20 protein-coding genes and 2 tRNA genes are annotated in these 22,715 nt (G+C 47.2%); 9 read left to right on the top strand and 13 right to left on the bottom strand.

Translation table 11 applies throughout. The features are described from left to right. Nucleotides 1–1,335 carry a FecR family protein gene (locus VNQ80_RS03375; protein ID WP_325636035.1) on the top strand — a complete coding sequence of 445 codons (1,335 nt, stop codon included), beginning with the start codon at nt 1–3 and terminating at the stop codon, nt 1,333–1,335. A 3-nt stretch (nt 1,336–1,338) separates the two neighbouring features. Here the strand turns inward: VNQ80_RS03375 and VNQ80_RS03370 are convergent, their stop codons facing one another. The 3 genes from VNQ80_RS03370 to VNQ80_RS03360 form a co-directional block, all read right to left on the bottom strand. Continuing rightward, the gene (locus VNQ80_RS03370) at nt 1,339–2,136 is read right to left on the bottom strand and encodes a YggS family pyridoxal phosphate-dependent enzyme (protein WP_325636034.1); all 798 of its coding nucleotides are present in this window, start codon (nt 2,134–2,136) and stop codon (nt 1,339–1,341) included. Between the two features lie 74 nt (nt 2,137–2,210). After that, nucleotides 2,211–2,609, bottom strand: coding sequence for a GNAT family N-acetyltransferase (locus tag VNQ80_RS03365; RefSeq protein WP_325636033.1), 399 nt, complete (start codon nt 2,607–2,609; stop codon nt 2,211–2,213). A 17-nt stretch (nt 2,610–2,626) separates the two neighbouring features. After that, on the bottom strand, nt 2,627–3,502 hold the full coding sequence (locus VNQ80_RS03360; RefSeq protein WP_325636032.1) for a DMT family transporter: 876 nt from the start codon (nt 3,500–3,502) through the stop codon (nt 2,627–2,629). 104 nt (nt 3,503–3,606) lie between these two features. Here VNQ80_RS03360 and VNQ80_RS03355 point away from each other — a divergent pair, with 104 nt between their 5' ends. Continuing rightward, the gene (locus tag VNQ80_RS03355) at nt 3,607–5,022 is read left to right on the top strand and encodes a PLP-dependent aminotransferase family protein (RefSeq protein WP_325636031.1); all 1,416 of its coding nucleotides are present in this window, start codon (nt 3,607–3,609) and stop codon (nt 5,020–5,022) included. Between the two features lie 23 nt (nt 5,023–5,045). On the opposite strand, the gene VNQ80_RS03350 is transcribed toward VNQ80_RS03355, so the two are convergent. The 6 genes from VNQ80_RS03350 to VNQ80_RS03325 all read right to left on the bottom strand — a co-directional run bounded on the left by VNQ80_RS03350 (nt 5,046) and on the right by VNQ80_RS03325 (nt 8,041). Next, nucleotides 5,046–5,273, bottom strand: a complete 228-nt coding sequence (locus VNQ80_RS03350) for a hypothetical protein (protein WP_325636030.1) — start codon at nt 5,271–5,273, stop codon at nt 5,046–5,048. 472 nt (nt 5,274–5,745) lie between these two features. Continuing rightward, entirely contained in the window at nt 5,746–6,021 is a 276-nt protein-coding gene (locus VNQ80_RS03345; protein WP_325636029.1) for a Txe/YoeB family addiction module toxin, read from the bottom strand. Beyond that, the gene (locus VNQ80_RS03340; RefSeq protein WP_325636028.1) at nt 6,012–6,215 is read right to left on the bottom strand and encodes a DUF2683 family protein; all 204 of its coding nucleotides are present in this window, start codon (nt 6,213–6,215) and stop codon (nt 6,012–6,014) included. The genes VNQ80_RS03345 and VNQ80_RS03340 overlap by 10 nt, the downstream gene beginning before the upstream one ends. A gap of 107 nt (nt 6,216–6,322) precedes the next feature. Continuing rightward, on the bottom strand, nt 6,323–6,856 hold the full coding sequence (locus VNQ80_RS03335) for a dihydrofolate reductase family protein (RefSeq protein ID WP_325636027.1): 534 nt from the start codon (nt 6,854–6,856) through the stop codon (nt 6,323–6,325). A 72-nt stretch (nt 6,857–6,928) separates the two neighbouring features. Next, a complete protein-coding gene (locus VNQ80_RS03330; RefSeq protein ID WP_325636026.1) occupies nt 6,929–7,663 on the bottom strand; it encodes a helix-turn-helix transcriptional regulator in 735 nt (244 codons plus the stop codon). Nucleotides 7,664–7,953: 290 nt separating this feature from the next. Next, a tRNA-Ser gene (locus VNQ80_RS03325) sits at nt 7,954–8,041 on the bottom strand. 183 nt (nt 8,042–8,224) lie between these two features. On the opposite strand from VNQ80_RS03325, the gene gldG reads away from it, so the two are divergent. The 7 genes from gldG (at nt 8,225) to VNQ80_RS03290 (ending at nt 17,070) form a co-directional block, all read left to right on the top strand. Further along, nucleotides 8,225–10,630 carry a gliding motility-associated ABC transporter substrate-binding protein GldG gene (gene gldG / locus VNQ80_RS03320; RefSeq protein WP_325636025.1) on the top strand — a complete coding sequence of 802 codons (2,406 nt, stop codon included), beginning with the start codon at nt 8,225–8,227 and terminating at the stop codon, nt 10,628–10,630. Nucleotides 10,631–10,700: 70 nt separating this feature from the next. After that, nucleotides 10,701–10,777: transfer RNA gene (locus VNQ80_RS03315), tRNA-Arg, on the top strand. Between the two features lie 88 nt (nt 10,778–10,865). Then, nucleotides 10,866–11,873 carry an NAD(P)H-dependent glycerol-3-phosphate dehydrogenase gene (locus VNQ80_RS03310; RefSeq protein WP_325636024.1) on the top strand — a complete coding sequence of 336 codons (1,008 nt, stop codon included), beginning with the start codon at nt 10,866–10,868 and terminating at the stop codon, nt 11,871–11,873. A gap of 2 nt (nt 11,874–11,875) precedes the next feature. Continuing rightward, nucleotides 11,876–13,591 carry a gamma-glutamyltransferase gene (gene ggt, locus VNQ80_RS03305; protein ID WP_325636023.1) on the top strand — a complete coding sequence of 572 codons (1,716 nt, stop codon included), beginning with the start codon at nt 11,876–11,878 and terminating at the stop codon, nt 13,589–13,591. A gap of 17 nt (nt 13,592–13,608) precedes the next feature. Further along, nucleotides 13,609–14,508, top strand: coding sequence for an oxygen-dependent coproporphyrinogen oxidase (gene hemF / locus VNQ80_RS03300; RefSeq protein ID WP_325636022.1), 900 nt, complete (start codon nt 13,609–13,611; stop codon nt 14,506–14,508). A 23-nt stretch (nt 14,509–14,531) separates the two neighbouring features. Next, on the top strand, nt 14,532–15,779 hold the full coding sequence (locus VNQ80_RS03295; protein WP_325636021.1) for a pitrilysin family protein: 1,248 nt from the start codon (nt 14,532–14,534) through the stop codon (nt 15,777–15,779). Further along, nucleotides 15,769–17,070 carry a pitrilysin family protein gene (locus tag VNQ80_RS03290; RefSeq protein WP_325636020.1) on the top strand — a complete coding sequence of 434 codons (1,302 nt, stop codon included), beginning with the start codon at nt 15,769–15,771 and terminating at the stop codon, nt 17,068–17,070. The genes VNQ80_RS03295 and VNQ80_RS03290 overlap by 11 nt, the downstream gene beginning before the upstream one ends. Here VNQ80_RS03290 and VNQ80_RS03285 read toward each other — a convergent pair. The 4 genes from VNQ80_RS03285 to VNQ80_RS03270 form a co-directional block, all read right to left on the bottom strand. Next, entirely contained in the window at nt 17,057–18,334 is a 1,278-nt protein-coding gene (locus VNQ80_RS03285; protein WP_325636019.1) for an anthranilate synthase component I family protein, read from the bottom strand. The genes VNQ80_RS03290 and VNQ80_RS03285 overlap by 14 nt on opposite strands. Before the next feature lie 13 nt (nt 18,335–18,347). Beyond that, nucleotides 18,348–19,622, bottom strand: a complete 1,275-nt coding sequence (locus VNQ80_RS03280; RefSeq protein WP_325636018.1) for an adenylosuccinate synthase — start codon at nt 19,620–19,622, stop codon at nt 18,348–18,350. 170 nt (nt 19,623–19,792) lie between these two features. Beyond that, nucleotides 19,793–20,299 carry a transcriptional repressor gene (locus VNQ80_RS03275; RefSeq protein WP_325636053.1) on the bottom strand — a complete coding sequence of 169 codons (507 nt, stop codon included), beginning with the start codon at nt 20,297–20,299 and terminating at the stop codon, nt 19,793–19,795. A 167-nt stretch (nt 20,300–20,466) separates the two neighbouring features. After that, a complete protein-coding gene (locus tag VNQ80_RS03270) occupies nt 20,467–22,674 on the bottom strand; it encodes a bifunctional (p)ppGpp synthetase/guanosine-3',5'-bis(diphosphate) 3'-pyrophosphohydrolase (protein WP_325636017.1) in 2,208 nt (735 codons plus the stop codon). Nucleotides 22,675–22,715: the final 41 nt, after the last annotated feature.

Below are 22,715 nucleotides of genomic sequence, written 5' to 3'. Positions count from 1 at the left end.
TTGGCAACTATCAAGAAAATCATCCGGCTGAGCCTGGAAGGTAAATTGAGTGGACGGGATGCCGCGCTACTCAAAGCGGCCCAATTGATCTACGAAGAAGATAAGCTGCTTGAGGTGGAGATGGGGGTGTTGGAGGAAATGGCAGCGGAATACTCGAAGGGCGTATCTGGGCAGCAAAGCATCGATGCCGGTGCTATTATCCGTGCGGAGCGGAAGCAGTATATCAGGCTATTACTTACTCGGGGCATACGGGTGTGTGCCGGTATAGCCGCGGTGTGGTTGATCGGTTGGAGTACGTTGGCCATCAACGAATGGCGGGCAGCGCGGACGGTGCCGTCTGCCTACGAAAAATTGGTGATGCCCGGCAACCGGATTCCGGCATCCGAATTCGCCTGTACCGTACACTGGGGCGCTGAGGTTAGCGCGCCGGTAGGTAAGGGTGAAACCGGATTGGTACATCGCTTTGGCGATGCGGAGTTGTGGCGCCGAGACGATGGCGTGCTCGAAGTGGTGCTGCTGCCGTCGCAGTTTGCCACTTCGGCGGGCCAGCAGCCAGACATCCGGGTGGTTACCGGGGCACAGCAGCAGTGCGTGGTGAGGCTCCCGGATGGGAGCTTAATACGGTTGGATGCCGGCTCCAGCTTGTCCTTTCCGATGGAGGACCGAGGCGCTCCGAATATGGAAATCAACTTGGTAGGCCGGGCATTGGTCGAGGTTCGGCGGGATGCGGATCAGCGGCCGCAAACACTCGTGCTCCATACGGCCAATGGTTGGTTAGAAACGCGGGAGGGGGAATTTACCGTGTTGGCCAACCGCACGGATACGAGGGTTGTACTGCTGCGGGGGAGGGTAGATGGCCAATTCCCCATCGATGACGGGTATAGGATACTCACCAGAATGGGCGATCAGGTTACCTACGACCGGTGCTGCACGGATGCCGAAGGAAATATGACCATGAAATTGTCTGATGTGACACAGGTGGACCCGCGGAAGGCCGTGGCGTGGACCACGAAGACATTGACCTACCGGAACGTCTCGATGCGGGCTTTTGTGCTGGAGATGGACCGAAAATACGATTTGAGGATAAAAAGTGTAAGTTGCATCCCCGAACAAGCGACCGTAACTGCTTCGATCCATTACAACGATCCGTTGGAAAAAGTCTTTGGCTACATTCGCGAGGCGGGGATACCCATGTATAAAAGCAACGGCTTAATTAGTTTTTGCGGTCCGGATCTTGACCCCGGCCGGTTGCGGGATCGGGTAAGCGACTCGCTGGATTTGATGGATCGATTACATGGCCGTGGAAGATTGGCCTGGGTTGGCACGAAGAATTAAATTCTACGGCTGATTTTCGTTCCAATAATAGGTATCGGGCGTGGGCCTTTGTCCGAAGATTGCCGTACCTACCCTCACGATGGTTGCTCCCTCTGCGATGGCTGTTTCCATATCACCACTCATACCCATCGACAACTCTTGCATTTCTACATTGGGTATATCCAAAGCAATAATCTGTTGTTGAATGCTTTTGAGCAAACGAAAACATTTACGCACTTTTTCCATTTCGGCACTAAACAGACCTATGGTCATCAAGCCTTTTATTTTCAGGGTTTTCAATTGTGCAACCTGCTTTACCAACTCAACGGCATTATCGGGGCTTGTACCAAATTTGCTTTCCTCAAACGAAGTATTTACCTGTATCAGTACTTCTATGGTTTTGTTTTCAAACTGTAACCGTTGATGTAACTTCTCTGCCAAATCCAAGCGGTCAAGCGACTGAATACAGGACACATCGTATTTCAAAAGGTCTTTGATTTTATTGGTCTGTAAATGCCCGATAAAATGGTTGGTGTGTGGAACATCCAGTAGTGCCTCATATTTTTCTTTAAGTTCCTGCACTTTGTTTTCCGCTATCAATGTATGGCCTGCCTGTAATGCAATTCTGATACGTTCGGCAGGTACAGTTTTGGTCGCCAATAGCAATTTTACTTCATCGGGGTTTCTGTCACAGTTTATACAGGCATTGTTTATCCGTTCCTGTATAGTGGCAATGTTTTGTAAAATTTCTTCATTCATACTTCTGTATATTTTTGTTTTTCTTCCAATTCTTTTATCAGTACCGATTTTAGCAAACCTCATAACATATGTAACTAAAATTCACCTCATCACGTATTAACATGGTTGCCCCTGCTACGGTTCGATTTGGAACAAACTCACGGTTGCATTATCATAATGGGCTGGTAGGCCCTGTGTATATATTTCTTGCCGTTTTCTTTGGCATATTCTTTAGCCCATTTTACGATTTCCGTTACGAAATTATGCCCTCTGAAATCAGGATTTGTAGCAATTCGATGGATATATACTGACGGCTCATTGTTTCGTTCTCCCCATATTTGTGGGTCGCTAAATGTGGTTGCCCAAATACAGGCAATTCTATTTTCAATGGTTATTTTCCATTGCCGGTGTTCGAATATTTCTGTTTCAATAAGGGTTCTTTCAAACTCCGGCCAATGGACTGTGAACCTTGATTTTTGGAAATCGGTTGCTATTTTGTAAAGCCGGAATATTTCTTCTATATCGTTGATGTTACTCTTTTGAATATCTGCTATCATTATCTTTTTGTTAATTTTTATTTAGCAAATTTTTTTGTTCCTGCCACACACAGAATTACCCCGGCTGTAACGGCTAATATTCCGACACTTACTTTTTCGTGAAGCAAAAAAGACGCTAATGCCAATCCAAAAAACGGTTGCAATAGCTGCAATTGTCCTACGGTTGCCGTTCCGCCCTGTGCCAGGCCTTTATACCAAAAAATGAAAGCAATGAACATACTGAATAACGATACATAAGCCAAGCCAACCCAAGCCCCCGTGCTAATGTCCCAAAAGGATGCAGGCATAAAGATAAACGCAAGAGGCAACATCACAGGCAAGGAAATCACCAAGGACCAAGAGATCACCTGCCAACCGCCTAGTGTTTTTGTTAGTTTTGCTCCCTCTGCATAACCTAATCCACAAAGAATGACAGCCCCAAGCATTAATATGTCGCCAACAGGGGAAGCTGTTAGACCTTGTGCTACCGCATAACCTATAACCAAAAGGCTACCTATAATGGAGAAAACCCAAAATATCGGTCGCGGTCGCTCGCCTCCACGAATAATACCAAACACAGCGGTTGCCATGGGTAAAATACCCACAAAGACAATGGAATGAGCCGAAGTGATATACTGTAATGCTAATGCACTCAATAGTGGAAAACCTACCACCACACCAAGAGCCACAATAGCCAAAGAGAAAATCTGCTCTTGGTTGGGACGTTTTTCTTTAAATAGCAACAAGGCGATAAGTGCAAGTATTCCTGCAATGGAAGCCCGTGAAACCGTAAGGAACACTGGATTAAATTCTAAAACCGCTACTCTCGTGGCGGGTAATGAACCACTGAATAATACCACACCGGTAAAACCATTCAACCAACCTTGTGATGTATTTTCTTTTACTTTACCCATACTTAATTCTGGTACTGTATTAAATTTTGATGCAAAATTCGGCAAAGAAAATAAATAAACACAGTCACAGTTTTGGTTATTTCAATGGACACAGTTAAATTTACATGGTGAAGAAAGATTTTATATACAACGAGATAGCTGGTAACATTGCCAATAAAATTAAAACAGGTGTGCTGAAAGCAGGTGAGCGATTGCCGTCTGTAAGAATATTGAGCAAGGAACACGGAATAAGCATCAATACTGCCAAAAGGGTTTTTATTGAATTAGAAGCCCTATCACTCGTACAGTCAAAACCTCAATCGGGTTATTTTGTAAGTCCATTGAATTACCTGAAACTTTCATTGCCTGAAGCAAGCAAACCCTTACCTGTTGCTAATAATATAGAACCAAACGAATTAATCAGCGGTGTTTATGCTACTATGGGGCGTAACGATTTAACGCTTTTTTCTATTGGTGTGCCGTCTGGTAATCTTTTGCCATTGGCAAAACTGAAAAAAGAAATTATGCTTGCTACAAGGGAACTGAAAGAAGGGGGAACGGAATACGAGCCTTTACAGGGTAATGAAAAACTGCGAAGAATGATTGCTACCCGTTCATTGGCTTGGGAAGGGACTGTAAAGGAAAGCGATTTGATAACGACTAATGGCTGTATGAACGCTTTGGCTCTGTGTCTTATGGCATTAACCAAACCGGGCGATACGTTGGCATTGGAAAGCCCTTGTTATCCGGGTATTCTGCAACTTGCCGTTAGTTTAGGTTTGAATGTATTGGAAATTGCAACGCATCCTGTTAGCGGAATTGATATTGATGCTTTGAAAAAACTATTACCTAAAATAGATGTCTGTCTGTTAGTGCCTAATTTCAATACGCCTTTGGGATATTGTATGCCTGATGAAAGCAAAAAAGAAGTTGTAGCCCTGTTGTCAAAGTATAATATTCCGCTTATTGAGGACGATACTTATGGGGATATTTATTTTGACGCTGAACGTCCGAAATGCTGTAAGTCTTTTGATACGGACGGTAATGTTTTGTGGTGCGGTTCTGTGTCTAAAACCCTTGCTCCGGGTTATCGTGTGGGTTGGGTTGCTCCGGGTAAATACAAAGACCAGATATTAAAACTGAAACTTGTACATTCTTTGTCCTCTAATTCTGTTATTAATGAAGCGGTTGGTAACTTTTTAATGACAGGTAGGTATGAAAATCATCTTCGGCATTTCCGCAAAAGGTTACAGGAAAATTATCAGCATTTTGCGCTTACTATTGCAGAACATTTTCCGCAAGGAACCAAAATAAGCCGACCTCAAGGGGGGCTTGCCCTGTGGGTAGAACTTCCGAAAGAAATTGATACAACAGAGCTTTACAATTATGCTCTTAAAAGGCATATAAGCATTGCACCGGGTAGAATGTTTACATTACAAAAGCAATTTCAAAACTGTATGCGTCTTTGTATCGGTCTACCCTGGACAGATGATTTAGGTCGGAAATTAAAACAGCTTGGAAATCTTGCTAAGGTGATGTAAAATGATGGATACACGGGAGTATTTCACTGCTTCGATTTCCTGAAGTGTCCTTTACTCAATTTGTCGTAATAAGAATCATCGATCTCTTTATCGGTCTCCCAAGCTTCTACAGTTTCGTCCAGCCTTTTACTCAATAGCTTGACCGCCAATTTACGTAGTTCCTGAAAATCCGCCTCCGGCAGCGGCTTTTTGAAAAGTCGCAACATCATCAGCTGTTGCTCATTCAAAGATGAATCTAATGATATAGCCATATACAAATTTAGATAAACTGTCTCTCAAATACAAATAATAGAAATTCGTATACGCTCAATAGGCATTTGTACCACATCAATGCTTACGTTCGAAACTAACCGTCTTATAATAATTCCAAATCCTGCAATTTTCTTCCCAACTCATCATCCGTAGCCAACTTCAATACATCTTGCCCTTGTTGCACAGGGATTGGCTGCGTTGCTCAATCCCCACATGCAAAGGCCGCAGCCATCCCGAGAGGGGGGCTTCACCCAAAATGAAGCCATTCGCTACGCTCATTCCTTTTTCTGTTTAACTGGCTTCGCTCAAGCACGCTTGGCTCGCCTCTTTAAACAGAAAAACCCGGCTATTGCCGGGCTTCATTTTGGGTGGCGGAGTGTCAGGGATTACAGTCGAACCCCTTGTTCAATTATTGATGCTTTTTGAAGGTCAATATGCCACAAATATCATCAACGATATGGCGTGCAATAGTTATTTCAGGTAGTGGCCGCGGAGTGACTGGATTTCAAGAATCACTACGGTATGATCATTGTAAATTTCATAAACTATGCGATGTTCACGATTGATCCGCCTTGACCAGGAACCGGACAGTTGGTGTTTCAAGGGTTCAGGTTTACCAATTCCCTCAAATGGATTTTCTATAATGGCGAGGATAAGTTGTTGTATTTTCTTTTGAATGGCTTTGTTTCCAGACTTTTTCCAGTAGTTCAAATCTTCAACTGCCTGCGGAGTATAGATTACTTCCATAAGTCTTCTAGGGCAATTTTAACTCCCTTGCCATTTTTGACATCTTCCCGGCCGTCGAGAATTTTCTTGACAAACTCCGGATCATACGGACTTTCTGAAGCATTAGTTTCAAAATCCATCTTCAATGCCTTAGCAAAAGCTTTAATAGCCTCCAGCTGTGTTTTGTTCTTTGGACGAATAAGTATGGTATCCATAATACAAAAATACTAAATTTTGTATAGAAAAAATTGTTATTGCTTAATGTGAAGTCATTTGTGTGATCATTTTCAAACAATTGTGGACAAGAGTACCAGTTAACGGCTCACTGTTTTTTCTTGTAATGCAACTGGGTTAATCCTGTGTCAAATGTTTCCACCTGCGCGAATTCGAGTTGTTGTTCCGGTCGCCCATCTTTAAATAGCCTTGTGCCTTCGCCCAACAAAACCGGTATAACCGAAATGATAAATTCGTCGATGAGGTCGTGCTTCAATAATTCATTGATTACTTCCGCTCCACCATCACAATAAATGTTTTTTCCATCTTCAGACTTCAATTTTTTGACCAAATCAGGCAGACTTCCGGTGAAAAAGGTTGTCCTGCCTATCTTTGGTCTTTGGTTTCTTGTGACAACATATACATCCCTCTGCCCGTTGTCATAATGGGAAACGCCGACATTCTTGAGCACGTAATCATACGTCTTCCTACCAATAATCAAAGTGTCGATGCTGTCAGTAAATTTGCCGTAGCCATAATCTTCGCCTTCCCTTTGTACAAGGTTTAAGAAACTGAGGTCGTCGTTCGGTTTTGCGATGTAACCGTCTAAGCTCATTGCAATGAAAAGTGATATTTTACGCATTTGTCTTAAATTTTAATATTCTACAAAATTAGTCTTAGACAAATACTGATGCTTTGGAAAAATGCGACAAAATTAAATTTGTGAAGGAACCAACCCTGTGTTCCTCTTAATATCATGGATTAGGTGCGAATGGTCATAATAGCCACACTCAAATGCAATATCCAATAAGCTCCGATTTTCATCTGAATTTCTAATTATGCTCAAAGCATTTTGAAAACGAATAATATTCGAGTATTCTTTGGGTGATACCCCAATGTTCTTCTTAAAACTCCGTTCTAATTGTCTTACAGTTGTAAAATGTCGTTTCGACAGGTCGTAGACACTAATTTGTCCGTTTGCTGAATGTATATCATTAATGACTGCCTGTAATTGTTTGGTCTTGTTTTTTATTCTGTCCGAAAAAAATCGGTTGAGATAATCGAATGGGTTGCGAAGGATTTTATCAACTTTAAATGAACTGGATTTTTCAAACTCAACAGTGTCATTAGTTAATACATGTTGGGAGACATAGTCATAAAAATTAGTGAAAGTTGCAGGCTTAAAACACACACCCAATAAATATGTATCACTGTCAATAAAACTATCTTTGAATGAAGTCATTGCGCCAACTACGTAAGTTTTTCCAAATTCCATAGAGACCGAACCGTTGTCTGTTAAACAATTGTCTCCTAAACTCATTACTACACCTGCACAGCCATCAGGAAAAACCCGCTCCCATTGTCCGCCTAGTTCACTTCCTTTCAGTTCCCAATAGAAATTAATAAAAGGTTCTAATTCTTTGTAAGGTGTTGTTTTTATGTACTCCATTTCTGATTAGAATTTAATAGTTAGGTAATGTCCATATAACCAAATGGCCAACCCATTGAAATTCTACAACAAAGATAGAAATTTAAGAATAGGTGCCTTTTCGCTTCTTATTTGATATGTCTATCTCTGCAGTTTATATTTCGAATAACTAATTGAAAATGAAAGAGAAACGGTTGTGTGTTTACGAAAAAAAGAGGGGGCTTATTGGGGAAGCCACTCTCCGTGGAGAGTGAGGGCTTGGCTCGCTTGTTAAACAGAAAAACCCGGCTATTGCCGGGCTTCATTTTGAGTGGCGGAGAGTGAGGGATTCGAACCCCCGGACCTTTAACAGTCAACGGTTTTCAAGACCGCCGCATTCGACCACTCTGCCAACTCTCCGGCGCAAAAGTACAAACTCTTGCACATTTTGCAAATTCAATTGTGCTTTTTTCAGCAATGGCTACATTATCAGGCGGATATAAATAACGCAATTAAACTTAATGGTGCGTGTGGCCGGTTTGACAGACTTGTTTGCGATGTCGCCTTGTTTTCCTATTTTCGAACCATCAAAAGTTAAATGGTTTGCGCAGCATCTATAAAAAAGAAATTGCTACTTTTTTCAATTCATTGATCGGCTACCTGGCAATAGGTTTATTTTTGTTTGCAACCGGCCTTTTAATGTGGGTGTTTCCGGATACCAGCATACTGGCCCATGGCTATGCTTCGCTTGATGATTTTTTCCAGTTGAGCCCTTATCTCTTCATGTTTTTAATCCCGGCCATTACCATGCGGAGTATCGCAGGGGAGCGAAATGAAGGGACTTGGCAACTCCTGCTTACCCGGCCGATACGGATGCACCATATTTTATTGGGTAAGTTCTTGGGCAGCCTTACCATTGTGTTACTGGCGTTGATACCTACCGCCGTTTATTACATTTCCGTATACCAACTTGCTACGCCGGTGGGTAACGTTGACACAGGCGGGATTATCGGCTCCTACATCGGGCTGTTTCTATTGGGCGCTGCTTTTTGCGCGATAGGTGTTTTCGCTTCAGCGCTATGCCGGAATGTAATCGTAGCGTTTCTTGTTGCCTTGTTTGGTTGCTTTTTACTTTTCTATGCGTTCGAATCGCTAAGCGGATTGGCGGCGTTCTCTACCATAGCCTACCACATCGCATCATTGGGTATCCAATTCCACTTCGATGCGATCAGTCGGGGGGTATTGGATAGCCGCGACCTCGTTTACTTCGTCAGCTTGGTGTTTGTTTTTCTAGCAGCGGCACACCTGTGGTTGCTACGCGACCGATGGCAGATGAAGACGATTGCATTGCGTGTACTTACGGTTGTTGCTTGTGTAGCCTTGGTTAACGTGTTCGCCTCATGGATTTTCGGCCGGATAGACTTCACGGCAGATAAACGGTTTACCCTTTCACCTATTTCAGTAAAAACGGTAAAGGAACTCCAAGTGCCGGTCCATGTCACGGTGCTGTTGGATGGCGATTTACCTGCCGGTTTTGAGCGACTGAAACGTGCGACGACCGATATGCTACGGGATTTGAAAGGGTATTCCTCCAGAAGGCTGAGCTTTACGGTCGTCAACCCCCTGGATGGCAGTGCGCAGCAGCAGCGCGAAAACACCGAAGTGCTCGCCGAACACGGCGTGATGCCGACTAACCTCAATGTGCGCACAGCGGTAGGGCTCTCGCAACGGCTGGTGTATCCGGCTGCCTTGGTAACGTGTGGCGATACGGATATTCCGGTAAACCTGTTGCAAAGCCGAATGAATCAATCGCATGAGACGGCACTGAATAATTCCATTCAAAACCTTGAATATAGCCTGGTTTCTGCCATCCGAAAAGCTGCCGACGGCGGTCGGCCACTCATTGGATTTACCGAAGGACATGGCGAACCGGACAACCTCGTGTTATACGATGCGATCCAGAGCTTGATGAACAGCTATCAAGTGGGGTTTGTCAATTTAGACAGCATCACGATGGAAGGGCTTAGCAAATTGGATGTGCTGATCATCGCGAAGCCGACGGAACCATTCTCTGAAGTGGAAAAATACAAAATAAACCACTACCTGATGGGAGGGGGCAGTATGCTCTGGGCCATTGACCAGTTGGATGCCCATTTGGATAGCTTGCGTTCCGATGGACGGCAGACCGCCGTGGCAAGGCAACTCCATATCGACGACCTGCTATTTACATATGGTATACGGTTCAACTACAACCTCGTTGCTGACCTGAACAGCGCCAAGATACCGCTCACCGTAGGGGGCGCAGCAAACCAATCGGCTATCGAACTGGCATCTTGGCCATTCTACCCGGTTTTTGTGCCTAATAGCAACCAACCCATTGTAAAGAACCTTGATGGCATACGTAGCGAGTTCGCCGGCACGCTTGACACCATTGCCGTGCCCGGAATAACGAAGACCATCCTGCTCGCTTCTTCGCCTTTCTCACGCGTATTACCTGTGCCCGTTACCTTATCTTTGCAGATGGCTGCCGAGCAGCCGGATCCGACAGCATTTAGGGACCAACCACACCCCGTGGCGGCGTTGTTGGCGGGTGAGTTTCCTTCCGTGTTTGCCGATCGGCCGATCCCCGAGGGGATTCCGGAAGGGGCGGTCACACCGCGGTTAGGCAAGTATGCCAAGATGATTGCCATTGCGGATGGCGATGTGTTCAGCAGCCAGATCAGCCAAACCGACGGGTCGCCCTATCCGCTCGGATGGGACCGGTATACTGAGCAGCAATACGGCAATAAAGCGTTTCTCCTGAACGCAGTGGATTACCTCATCGACGATGGAGCCATTATAGATCTGCGCGCAAAGGAGCTGAAATTGCGCCTATTGAATGGAATTAAAGTACAAGAGGAGCGGGTGTTTTGGCAGTCGGTCAACGTAGCGCTGCCCTGTGTACTGCTGCTGCTGGCCGCGATAGGCCAACACCAGGCGCGCAAGCGGAAGTACGGTCGGGTATACTGACACGGGTGGCAGCCGCAATTATAGTTTACTATTCTCACAATTTTAACTAAATTTGCACCGGAAATTGGATGCGCCAATAGCTCAGCTGGATAGAGCAACGGTTTTCTAAACCGTCGGTCTCAGGTTCGAATCCTGATTGGCGTACCACGGAGCCTCTTGATGTCGAATTGAGGGGCTTTTTTTTGTTAATGATCGGCGATCGAAGCAAATCGCCGCAATTGGATAATACGAGCTCATGGAATCTAAAAAGCAAGCGGTAGGGGTTATAGGGAGTGGAAGTTGGGCAACAGCTATGGTGAAAATGCTGGGGGATAACGAAACGGACAAATCGATACATTGGTGGGTGCGCAACCGGCAAACGGCTGACTATATCCGCACGTACAAACACAATCCGAACTACCTGAGCGCGGTAACCGTGAAAATTCCCAAACGCCATATCCACGTAGACGTACGGGCAGTCGTTGAGCAGGCGGATATCTTAATATTGAACACACCTGCGGCATTTTTGAAAGAAGCATTGCATGGTATCACACCGGCGATGCTCCGTGGTAAGGTCATCGTGTCTGCCATCAAGGGAATCGTACCCGATGAAAACCGGATCGTAGGTGATTACCTTCAGGAACAACTCGATATACCCATCGACAACATCGTTGTGATCGGCGGCCCATGCCATGCAGAGGAGGTGGCGCTCGAAAAACTTTCATACCTTACCGTGGCTTCGCAAAACGTCGCCGCTGCGAGCGCTGTAGCGGCATTGATACGTACCCGGTATATCAAAACCAATGTTTCGGACGATATCTACGGAACGGAGTATGCGGCGGTACTCAAAAATATCTATGCGGTGGCTGTGGGCATGTGCCGCGGCGTCGGATTCGGGGACAATTTTCAAGCGGTATTGGTGTCTAACGCCATCAATGAAATGGCACGCTTCGTCAATACCGTTCATCCGATAGCACGTGATATCAAAGAATCGGTCTACCTGGGTGATTTATTGGTGACGGCGTATTCACAATTCAGCCGGAATCGTACCTTTGGAAACATGATCGGCAAAGGATATTCGGTTAAGTCCGCGCAATTGGAAATGAACATGGTTGCCGAGGGGTATTATGCGTCCAATTGCATCGAACAGATTTGCCGGAAGCACGCGATCGAGCTGCCCATATGTAAGACTGTGTACCGGGTGTTGTATGAACACCAGCAGCCCGCAACGGAAATGAAAATATTAGCCGATAAATTAACTTGACCATGTGGTATACACGAACCGAACACAGAACCTGGGTGTGCGTCCTGATTGCGGCCGCTGTGTGCAATGCCACCACATCGTGCAGCCCCCTTGGTGATCGGGTTCAGCCCGCTTCGTACGAACACGCCGCGGTGGTCACCGCCCACCCCGAGGCTTCTGCCGTGGGCCTGCAAGTGCTAAAAGATGGGGGCAACGCTGTGGATGCAGCCGTAGCCGTGCAGTTTGCCCTAGCTGTTGTGTATCCCAACGCAGGCAACATCGGTGGCGGCGGTTTCATGGTATACCGAAGTGCCAAAGGCGAGTTCGCCTCGCTGGACTTCCGTGAAGCGGCACCGGGGGCGGCAACGGCTGATATGTACCTCGACAATGAGGGTAATCCGATTGTGGACCTGAGTTTGCGCGGCCAGTTGGCTTCGGGTGTTCCCGGCTCGGTAGATGGTATGGTGAAAGCCCACGCGCGGTATGGCCAACTGGACTGGGCGATGTTGCTGCAACCGGCTATTCGTTTAGCACAGCAGGGGTTTGCTATTACAGAAATGCAAGCACGTGAGCTCAATGGCAGAAAAAAAGACTTCGAAAAGTACAACCCCCAGGGAACGGCATTCGTAAAAGCAACCGAGTGGGTGGCCGGCGATACGTTGTTTCAACCCGATCTGGCACATACGCTAACGTTGATTAGCCAGCAGGGGAGAGCGGGTTTTTACGAAGGCGAAACAGCGGACCGTATCGTGGAAGAAATGGCGAATGGGAACGGTATAATCAGCTACGATGATCTTAAGAACTATGAAGCCAAGTGGCGGGTGCCCGTAGAATCCACGTACCGGGGATACCGGGTGGTATCTATGCCGCCACCATCCAGTGGTGGTATTGCGCTGATTTCCATGTTGAAGTCGGTAGAAGCGTTTCCGATACCAAAATGGGGCTTCCAACGTGATTCGACGATGCGTGTGATGATTGAGGCGGAACGGCGGGTATATGCCGACCGTGCAACCCATCTAGGTGATCCAGATTATTATGAGGTGCCGCATGCGATGCTCATCGACTCGGCCTATAACGCGGATCGTATGCGTAACCTGAATTTTCGCCATGCGTCGTTCAGCAGTGATATTTATGCGGGTGAGATCCCTCAGATGGAACACGAGGAAACCACCCACTTTTCTATTGTGGATGAAGACGGGAACGCGGTAGCCATTACCACTACCATTAACGGATCATACGGCTCACAGGTGGTCGTGGCAGGTGCAGGGTTTCTATTGAACAATGAAATGGACGATTTCTCCGTAAAACCCGGAGCACCAAATATGTTTGGACTCACAGGTGGTGAGGCCAACGCCATCGAACCAGGCAAGCGGATGCTGAGCTCGATGACACCGACCATCCTCGAGAAAGACGGTCAATTGTTTATGGTTGTGGGTACGCCTGGCGGATCTACAATTATAACATCCGTGTTTCAAACCATTCTGAATGTAGTGGATTTTGAAATGGATATGCAGGAGGCGGTGTCGGCGCCAAGATTCCACCACCAATGGCTGCCTGATGAGGTAGCCGTGGAAAAGGAAGCAATCAGCAAACCGGTACGCCATGCGTTGACAACAACCGGCTATAAATTGGTAACCAGGCGCGCCATCGGCCGGGTAGATGCCATCTTGGTGTTGCCGGATGGCACATTGCAAGGCGGTGCGGACCCACGGGGAGACGATGTGGCCGTAGGATATTAAAGAAGGGTATAATAGGTATGGACAAGCAAGACATCGCAGAACGGTATAAGGCGATACAAGACGAAATATGCACCGGATTGGAAGCACTGGATGGCGGCGCTACCTTTGCCGAAGAGCTATGGCAGCGCGACGGCGGTGGTGGTGGCCGCACCCGTATCATCCAACAGGGGAACGCCATTGAACGTGGCGGAGTAAACTTCTCGGCTGTACATGGCGTATTGCCGGAGCCTGTGAAGAAGGCTTTTAACGTGGATGACGATCAATTTTTCGCAACGGGTGTATCCATTGTGATCCATCCCAACAATCCGTTTGTGCCCATCATACACATGAATATCCGGTATTTCGAGTTGAATGAGCAGGTCCGATGGTTTGGAGGAGGAATAGACCTGACTCCGCATTATGTGCAGTTGGAAGATGCTTCCTATTTCCATCGGTCGTTGAAGACCGTTTGTGACCGGTATAGTCAGGCGTTTTATCCCGAGTTCAAAGCCCATGCAGATCGCTATTTCTATATCAAACATCGCCAAGAAACACGCGGTATAGGTGGCGTTTTCTACGATCGGCTCACGGCTGAAAAAACAGGCATGGACTGGACGGATATTTTGGATTTTTCGTGTAGCTTGGGTAACGTATTCGTACCCGTTTACTCGGAGTTGGTAAACAGGAACCGCCATAAGACCTTCGATGAACAACAAAAGCAGTGGCAATACCTGAGGCGTGGCCGGTATGTGGAGTTTAATCTCGTATATGATGCGGGAACGAAGTTCGGGCTGGAAACGAATGGCCGTATCGAGTCGATCTTGATGAGCCTGCCGCCGCAAGCGCAATGGGCGTACGACTTCAAACCGGCTCCCGGGAGCGCGGAAGCCTTCACCCTTTCCATGCTTAGACAGGATGTAGATTGGCTGACATGTTGACAATATATCATATCAAATAGCGAATGGTTTCTTTCGATCGATTTACGCTGGCCAATGGGCTGCGTGTATTAGTACATCAAGATAACGCCACACCCATGGCTGTGGTTAACATACTGTATGACGTGGGCGCCCGGGACGAGAACCCCGAGCAGACCGGATTCGCACACCTGTTTGAACACTTGATGTTCGGCGGTTCGGCGAACATCCCGAATTTCGACGGGCCATCACAAGCCGCAGGGGCGCAGAACAACGCTTTTACCAGCAACGACATCACCAACTATTACATTACGCTGCCTGCTGCCAATATCGAGACGGCTTTTTGGCTGGAGAGCGACCGCATGCTGGAACTCGCGTTCAATGAGAAGAGCCTCGATGTGCAACGGAATGTGGTGTGTGAAGAATTTAAACAACGATACCTCAACCAACCTTATGGTGATACGTGGTTGCGATTGCGACCAATGGCCTACCACGTTCATCCGTATCGTTGGGCCACCATCGGCAAAGAACTCGCCCACATTGAAGATGCGCGAATGGAGGATGTAAGGAAATTTTTTGCTACCTATTATACGCCAGCAAATGCGTACTTGGTTGTGGCCGGGAATGTCGAGACTGCTAACGTGAAGGAACTTGCCGAAAAATGGTTTGGTCCCATACCGGGTGGCGGGAAACCGAAACGCCAGCTTCCGCCAGAGCCTCCACAGCAGGAGGCCCGTCGGGAGGTGGTATACGCCGACGTTCCGCAGCATGCCATCTACATCGCTTTCCACAGCCCGGCACGTAACGACGCGGGTTATTATGCCGTGGACCTGATTACCGACCTGCTTTCCCAAGGACCGTCATCGCGACTGTACCGCCGGTTGGTGAAAGATAATGAATTGTTTAGCGAAATCAACGCATATCAAACAGGCAGTATAGATCCCGGACTATTGGTGGTGGAAGGAAAGCCACTTCCGAACGTTCCCATGGATGCTGCAGAAAAAGCTATCTGGGAACAGCTGGAGCAGCTTTGCTCCGAGTTGATTGCGTCGTACGAACTGGAGAAGGTGAAGAACAAAATCGAATCGACCATGGTTTTTGCGGAGATGGCCATTTTGGAGAAAGCCATGAACCTGGCTTATTTTGAACTGCTGGGCGATGCCGATGGCTTTAACCATGAAACGGCGCGCTACCTCGCAGTTACCGAGGCGGACATCCAACAGCATGCCCGACAATTATTTAGGAAAGAAAATTCATCTACCCTGATTTATTTAGCCAATGAACATGCTCAATAGAACAACGGCACCTGCCCATTTTGCCACGACCCGATTTCATTTGATTAAGCCGCAGCGCCTGAGATTCGCAAACGGCTTACAGGTTTTCGTTTTTGACTCGGGCGACCAGGAGCTGGTTCGGATAGAGTGGATTGTTGGAAACATTTTTACCACCGAGGATCGCGGCTTGCTGAATACCTGCGTATGCGATATGCTATTGGAAGGCACTGGTTCTCATAATAGTGCCCAGCTTGCGGAACAAGTGGATTTTCACGGTGCTTTCTTGGTGCCGTCGTTTGGCTATGACCAATCGTCGTTGACCTTGTTTTCACTCAACAGGCACCTGCCGTCCCTGCTACCGCTGGTAAAGGAAATCCTTGTTGACCCGACTTTCCCGGAAAAGGAACTGGCAACCTATATCCGAAACAATGTACAAAAGCTTCAGGTGTCTCTCAAGAAAAACAGCTTTGTAGCTAGGCGGGAGTTTAACCGGGCCATATTTGGAGCTACACGTTATGGATATACGCCAGATGCGATTGATTATGAGCGTGTTGATCGTGATGAATTACTGTCGTTGTTTAGTAAGCAGTATCGGCCGGAAAACAGCTCGTTGGTGGTATCCGGAAAGGTGACGGATGAGGTTATCCGCATGCTGGAGCAGCTCTTCGGTGATGAATGGCAAAACGATGGTCGCGTTACCCCGAACGATGGCCCACCTGCCTCTGCGCCGGTTTCGACCGCAGAACCCATCGTGGTAGAACGGGCGGATGCGCTCCAATCCGCAATTAGGTTGGGTAGTCGGAGTATTCAACGTTCCCATCCTGATTTCCCCGGTCTACAAGTAGTCAATACGTTGCTCGGAGGCTATTTCGGTTCGCGACTGATGGCCAATATCCGCGAAGATAAAGGGTATACGTACAACATCGGTTCGGGTTTGGCGTCCCTCAAGCATGGTGCTTTTTTAACAATCGCTTCTGAAGTTGGTGTAGAAGCCACAGGAGCGACGTTGGCCGAGATCGAGAAGGAAATCCGTCGATTGCGGGATGAACCGGTGCCGGAAGCCGAGTTGGCGGTGGTACGTAACTATATGATGGGCTCCATGCTCGGTAGCTTAGAAAACGTATTTTCGCACGCCGACAAATTCAAAAATACCTATTTCTCAGGCCTCGATTTGGATTATTACGATTATTATACAGATGTTGTTAATACAATCACGCCTGATGAGGTGCAGCGGCTAGCCAATACCTATTTGGATTACGACAAGATGGTTAAGGTGATTGTCGGGAAACTACCCCCAATCAATGGCCTTTGAGTACTTCAAACAAAGCCTTTCCCTTCAATAGGCACTCGTTGTACTCTCGCTCCGGGTCTGCATTGGCAGTAATCGCACCACCTGTATGGAATGACAGATAGCCGTTTTCCGCATTGTATAAAAGCGTGCGAATAACGACGCTAAAATCGTAGTTGCCTTGTGGGCTGAAATAGCCCAACGCCCCCGAATATACCCCCCGACGGCTGTTTTCATAATGATCGATGAGTTTCATGGCACTGATTTTCGGCGCACCGGTCATTGACCCCGGCGGGAATGTATTTCGGAGGGTTTCTACCATGCCAACGTCATCCCGTATCTGGCAGGTGACGGTTGAAATTAATTGGTGGACTTGTTTAAAACTATGAATTTGCAATAGTTGGGCGGCTTTTACCGTGCCCGGTGAAGCGCTGCGCGTGAGGTCATTGCGTACCAGGTCGACAATCATGATGTTTTCACTGATTTCCTTCGGATTGGTAGCCAAGTTGGCTTTTATCCGTTCGTCCTCGATGGCGTCTTTACCACGTGGCGCGGTGCCCTTGATGGGTTGGGAAAGGAGGGTGTTGGCGCTTTTCGATAAAAAGCGCTCCGGCGAAGCGGATAAGATATATTTATGCCCGAATTTAAAGAAACATGAAAAGGGGGTGGGCGACACCTCGTTGAGCCGACGGTAAGCGGCTAGCGGGTTGAGCATCGCTTTTTCAGCATAAAATTCCTGGCAAAGGTTTACCTCGTAAGCGTCACCTTGGCGGATGTGGCGCTGCAGATCGGCAAACGCTGCGAAATATGCCGTCTTGTTCATCCGGTATTTCAGCTTCCCGTTAAAGCCAGGCGATTCCTCTACAGGTTCGATCGCGTGGATTTGATCGACAATGCGCTGAGGGTCACGACCTTTAATTTCCACATTAAACTGGCCGATAAGGAAAGTATATTCGGGAACGAAAAAATAGGCGTCCGGAAATCCCGTCCGGTTGGGGTGTTGCGACTGGAGGTGTTCAAGCTCATTTTTCAAATCGTATCCCAGATAGCCGGGTACCCAAGTGTTTGGGTAACCATCAAGGAATTGCTGCAAGGACGTGAAGGTGTTTCCACCATCGGCTACGAAAGACGCCGTAGCTCCTACGGCGATAAACACATTGATGTTTCCGTAATTGTCGCGATAGCCGTTGGAGTCGAGGTAGCAAACGTGGTCAAATTGAGCTGCCCATTGCAACGCTTTTTGGATGAATGCCTCACTATCGTCCAGGTGGCACGCCAAAGATACCATGGCAATACTAACGCTAACTCAACACGAGTGTCTGTTTGCGGTCGGGACCAACCGACAGGTACCGAATAGGCACGCCGAGATGGCGCTCTAAATACGCAATGTAGTCTTGGAGCGTCCGCGGTATTTGGCCGGGCTCGGTGATGTGGCATAGGTCTTGGTCCCATCCCGGCAGCGTCTCGTACACCGGCTCGGGCGGCACACTGATGATGTCGTAAGGCATGTAATCGATTTTCTCGCCGTTTTGGATGTAGTGGGTACAAACCTGTATGCTATCGAAACCGCTTAGTACATCTGCTTTCGTCATCACTAATTCGGTAACGCCGTTGAGCATGATGGCATATTTAAGCGCTGGAAGATCAATCCATCCCGTGCGCCGTGCACGCCCGGTAGTAGCACCGAATTCGTGACCCAATTGACGGAGTTTCTCCCCGGTTTCGTTTTCAAGTTCGGTAGGGAACGGGCCACCACCCACCCGTGTGCAGTAAGCTTTGAAGATACCGATTACGCCACCGATTTTGGCCGGTGAAATACCCAGCCCCGTGCATGCGCCAGCAGTAGTGGTATTGGATGACGTGACAAAGGGGTAGGAGCCGAAATCGATATCCAGCAGGGTCCCTTGCGCGCCTTCGGCAAGGATGCTTTTTCCTTCGCTAAGGTACCGGTTTACCAAATGCTCGCTATCCACATGTGGAATGGTCTTAAGAAATTCGACGGCATCCAAAAACGCCTGCTCACGTTCCCTGAAGTCGGGAATCTCGCCGTAATGGGATAGGATGGATTTGTGCTTTTCGACAAGGCGTTGATAGCGTTCCATGAAGTCGGGAAGGGTAGTGTCGCCTACGCGCAGGCCATTTCGCCCGGTTTTGTCCATGTATGTCGGACCGATACCTTTGAGGGTAGAGCCGATTTTGCCAGCACCCATTTTACTTTCTGATGCGGCGTCAAGTAACTGATGGGTGGGAAGGATGAGGTGTGCTTTCCGTGCTATTACCAGCTTGCCGGCCGCCACCGGATCAAAGCCATTTTTCTTTAAGGTGTCGAGTTCCCTTTTCAGAATAATGGGGTCGATAACTACACCATTGCCAATGAGGTTGAGCGTGCCTTTATTGAAAATACCCGACGGAATGGTGTTCAAAACATATTTTTGGTTGTCAAATTCCAGGGTATGGCCAGCATTTGGGCCACCTTGGAAACGAGCGATCATGTCATATTTTGGACAAAGTACGTCTACAATCTTGCCCTTTCCCTCGTCTCCCCATTGTAGGCCCAGAAGCACATCAACTTGCATAGTTTATTAGCGTTGAAAAATTAAAAATAGTAATGAATGAAATGGTAGGTAAGCCGTGCGTCATGATGCGGCTGTAAAGCATACCAAGTTTGGGGCAAATCTAACATTATTTTGAAATTCTTGCCGCTTTAAATCGAAAAGGAAGATGCGATGCATGTCACTGTCCACATTCAATCGGTCTCTACCAACACATTCTTGGTTGCGGGAGATACAGGTAAGTCGGTGCCCTTTTTTTCGGAACAATCGTTGCAGACGCCGTATAGATTTAGCGAGTGGTGCTTGATGTCGAATTTCAGGAGTTCGCCCACCATACTTTGGATTTGGTGGATACGGGGGTCGCAAAACTCCACGACTTTGCCACACTCGATACAGATGATGTGGTCGTGTTGTTTGTATCCGTAAGATTTCTCAAACTGCGCCATGTTTTTGCCAAACTGGTGTTTGGTCACTAAATCGCAGGAAACCAATAATTCCAGCGTATTGTATACCGTAGCCCGGCTAACGCGGTATTTTTTGTTCTTCATGTGGATGTAAAGCGATTCCACATCGAAATGATCGTTCCTGGAGTAAATCTCTTCAAGAATAGCGTAGCGCTCGGGCGTCTTGCGCAGGCTTTTGTTCTCCAAATACGCCTCGAAAATTTTCTTTACCGTCTGGTAGTTTTCCGTTTGAGTCATCATCCGAAAGTTAATTGTACAAATTTAGCTAAAGTTGCCTTTATATGCAAGTTTACATAGGCGGCATATAACGCAAGTTTAGCGATCTCTCATCTGCCGCTGACGAAAAAGTTGTTACAGATGAAATTTACGCAATATCGCACCGATATACAAACACCGTGATGGAATCAGTTATTTGAATCAAAGCGTGTAATACCGGTGATCCCTTTGATCTGCTTGAGGTGTTTAATGAGGTTCTCCAAGTGGGCGGTATCGTTGACGAAGATCATAATAGATCCTTCGAAAATCCCGTCATTGCTGGAAATGGTAATCGACCGTATGTTTACCTTGAAATCATCTGAAATCACTTTCGTGATTTTATTGACCAACCCTACGTCGTCTATGCCCACAATACGTAAACCCGTAAGGAATGCGAGCTCCTTTTGCGAAGTCCATTTGGCCTTGACAATGCGGTATCCATAGTTGGCCATCAGTTTGGCCGCGTTGGGGCAATTGGTGCGATGTATTTTGATGCCATCGTTGATGGTGATGAAACCAAATACATCATCGCCCGGTATCGGATTGCAACACGGCGACAATGTATAGTCGATTTTCTGCAGATCGTCCCCAATCAACAGTGTTTCGTAGTCTTTTTTATTGATTTTATCAACCAAACCGCTAATGTGCGAACTAAACTGCTGTCCGTTTTGCGGATCGGTCGATTTCTCGCTGAGGGCGAACTCCTTCAGATTCTTAATATCTATTTCGCCTTTTGCTACATTATAAAACAGATCTTGTGACGACGGGAACTTGAAAAACACGGTCAATTTGTTGATGTTCTCCGTGTTATAGGTGATTTTCAGGGATTTTAACTTCCGCTCAAGTATTTCCTTTCCGTCTTCGGCAACACGTCTCTTTTCTTCTTTGAGTGCGGATTTGATTTTTGACTTCGCTTTGGCGGTTACTACAAAGTTAAGCCAGTCTTCTTTGGGGGTCTGCTTGCTTGACGTGATAATCTCTACCTGATCGCCATTTTGAAGGTGGTGGCTTAAGGGCACCAATTTATGATTTACCTTGGCGCCTATACAACTGGCCCCGAGGTCGGAGTGTATTTCAAATGCAAAATCGAGCGCCGTCGCATTGTGGGGGAGCTGGATAAGTGCGCCCTTCGGTGTGAAGATGAAAATCTCGTCAGAGAAGAGATTCATCTTGAAATCGTCGAGGAAATCCATTGCATTGGGCTCCGGATTGCTGAGAATTTCCCGCACCTTTTGTATCCATTGGTCCAATCCGCTGTCTGAATTGGATTCCTTGTATTTCCAGTGGGCAGCGAACCCCTTTTCGGCAATTTCATTCATTCGGATGGTCCGTATCTGTACTTCCACCCATTGGCCTTTAGGGCCCATTACCGTGGTGTGTAAGGACTCATAACCATTGGCTTTGGGTGAAGATACCCAGTCGCGCAAACGGTCGGGATTAGGCCTGTAAAGGTCCGTTACGATGGAGTAGGCCTTCCAGCAATCCGCTTTCTCGTTCTCTGGCTCGGAGTCGATAATGATGCGGATGGCAAACAGATCGTAGACCTCCTCAAACGGGATGGATTTTTTGCGCATTTTGTTCCATATCGAGTAAATGGACTTCGGTCGACCGAATACCGCCGCATGGACACCCTGTTCGTTGAGTATTTCCTTGATCGGTTCTACGAAATTATGGATAAAGCGCTCACGTTCGGCCTTTTTTTCATTCAGCTTTTTTGCAATGAATTTGTACGTGTCCGGATCGGTATATTTCATGGAAAGGTCTTCCAACTCGGACTTGATGGCGTACAAGCCCAGCCGATGGGCCAAGGGCGCGTACAAATAAGAGGTTTCGGAGGCGATTTTGAGCTGCTTATCACGCGGCATAAAGTCCATCGTGCGCATGTTGTGCAAACGGTCGGCCAACTTGATAAGTATAACCCGGACATCATCCGCTAGCGTCAACAGCATCTTACGGAAATTTTCCGCCTGCATTGAGCTGTTGGGGTCAAATATGCCTGATATTTTGGTCAGACCATCGATGATGCGGGCAACCTTTTTGCCGAATTCCCGTTCCACGTCTTCCAACGTGATGGAGGTGTCTTCCACGACGTCGTGCAGCAGCGCACAAACAATGGACGTCGTACCCAAACCAATTTCTTCCGCCGCAATCTGCGCGACCGCAATCGGATGATATATATAAGGCTCACCGGATTTGCGACGCATATCCTTGTGACTCTCCAACGCCATATCAAAGGCCTTGCGTATCATCTGTTTATCGCCGCGCTGCAGCGTTGGCTTGCAAGCGCGCAGTAACGCACGGTAACGTTTACGTATTTCTTTGCTTTCTGCTTCTAAATCAATCACCAATTCTTTCATACATATCGCCTTGTCCTTTTATGTAAAATTTCTTCCGTTCC

This window comes from Parapedobacter sp., assembly GCF_035556095.1.
Taxonomy (GTDB): domain Bacteria; phylum Bacteroidota; class Bacteroidia; order Sphingobacteriales; family Sphingobacteriaceae; genus Parapedobacter.
Note: the sequence above shows the minus strand (reverse complement) of the source record. Positions and strands in the feature narration are given on the sequence as shown.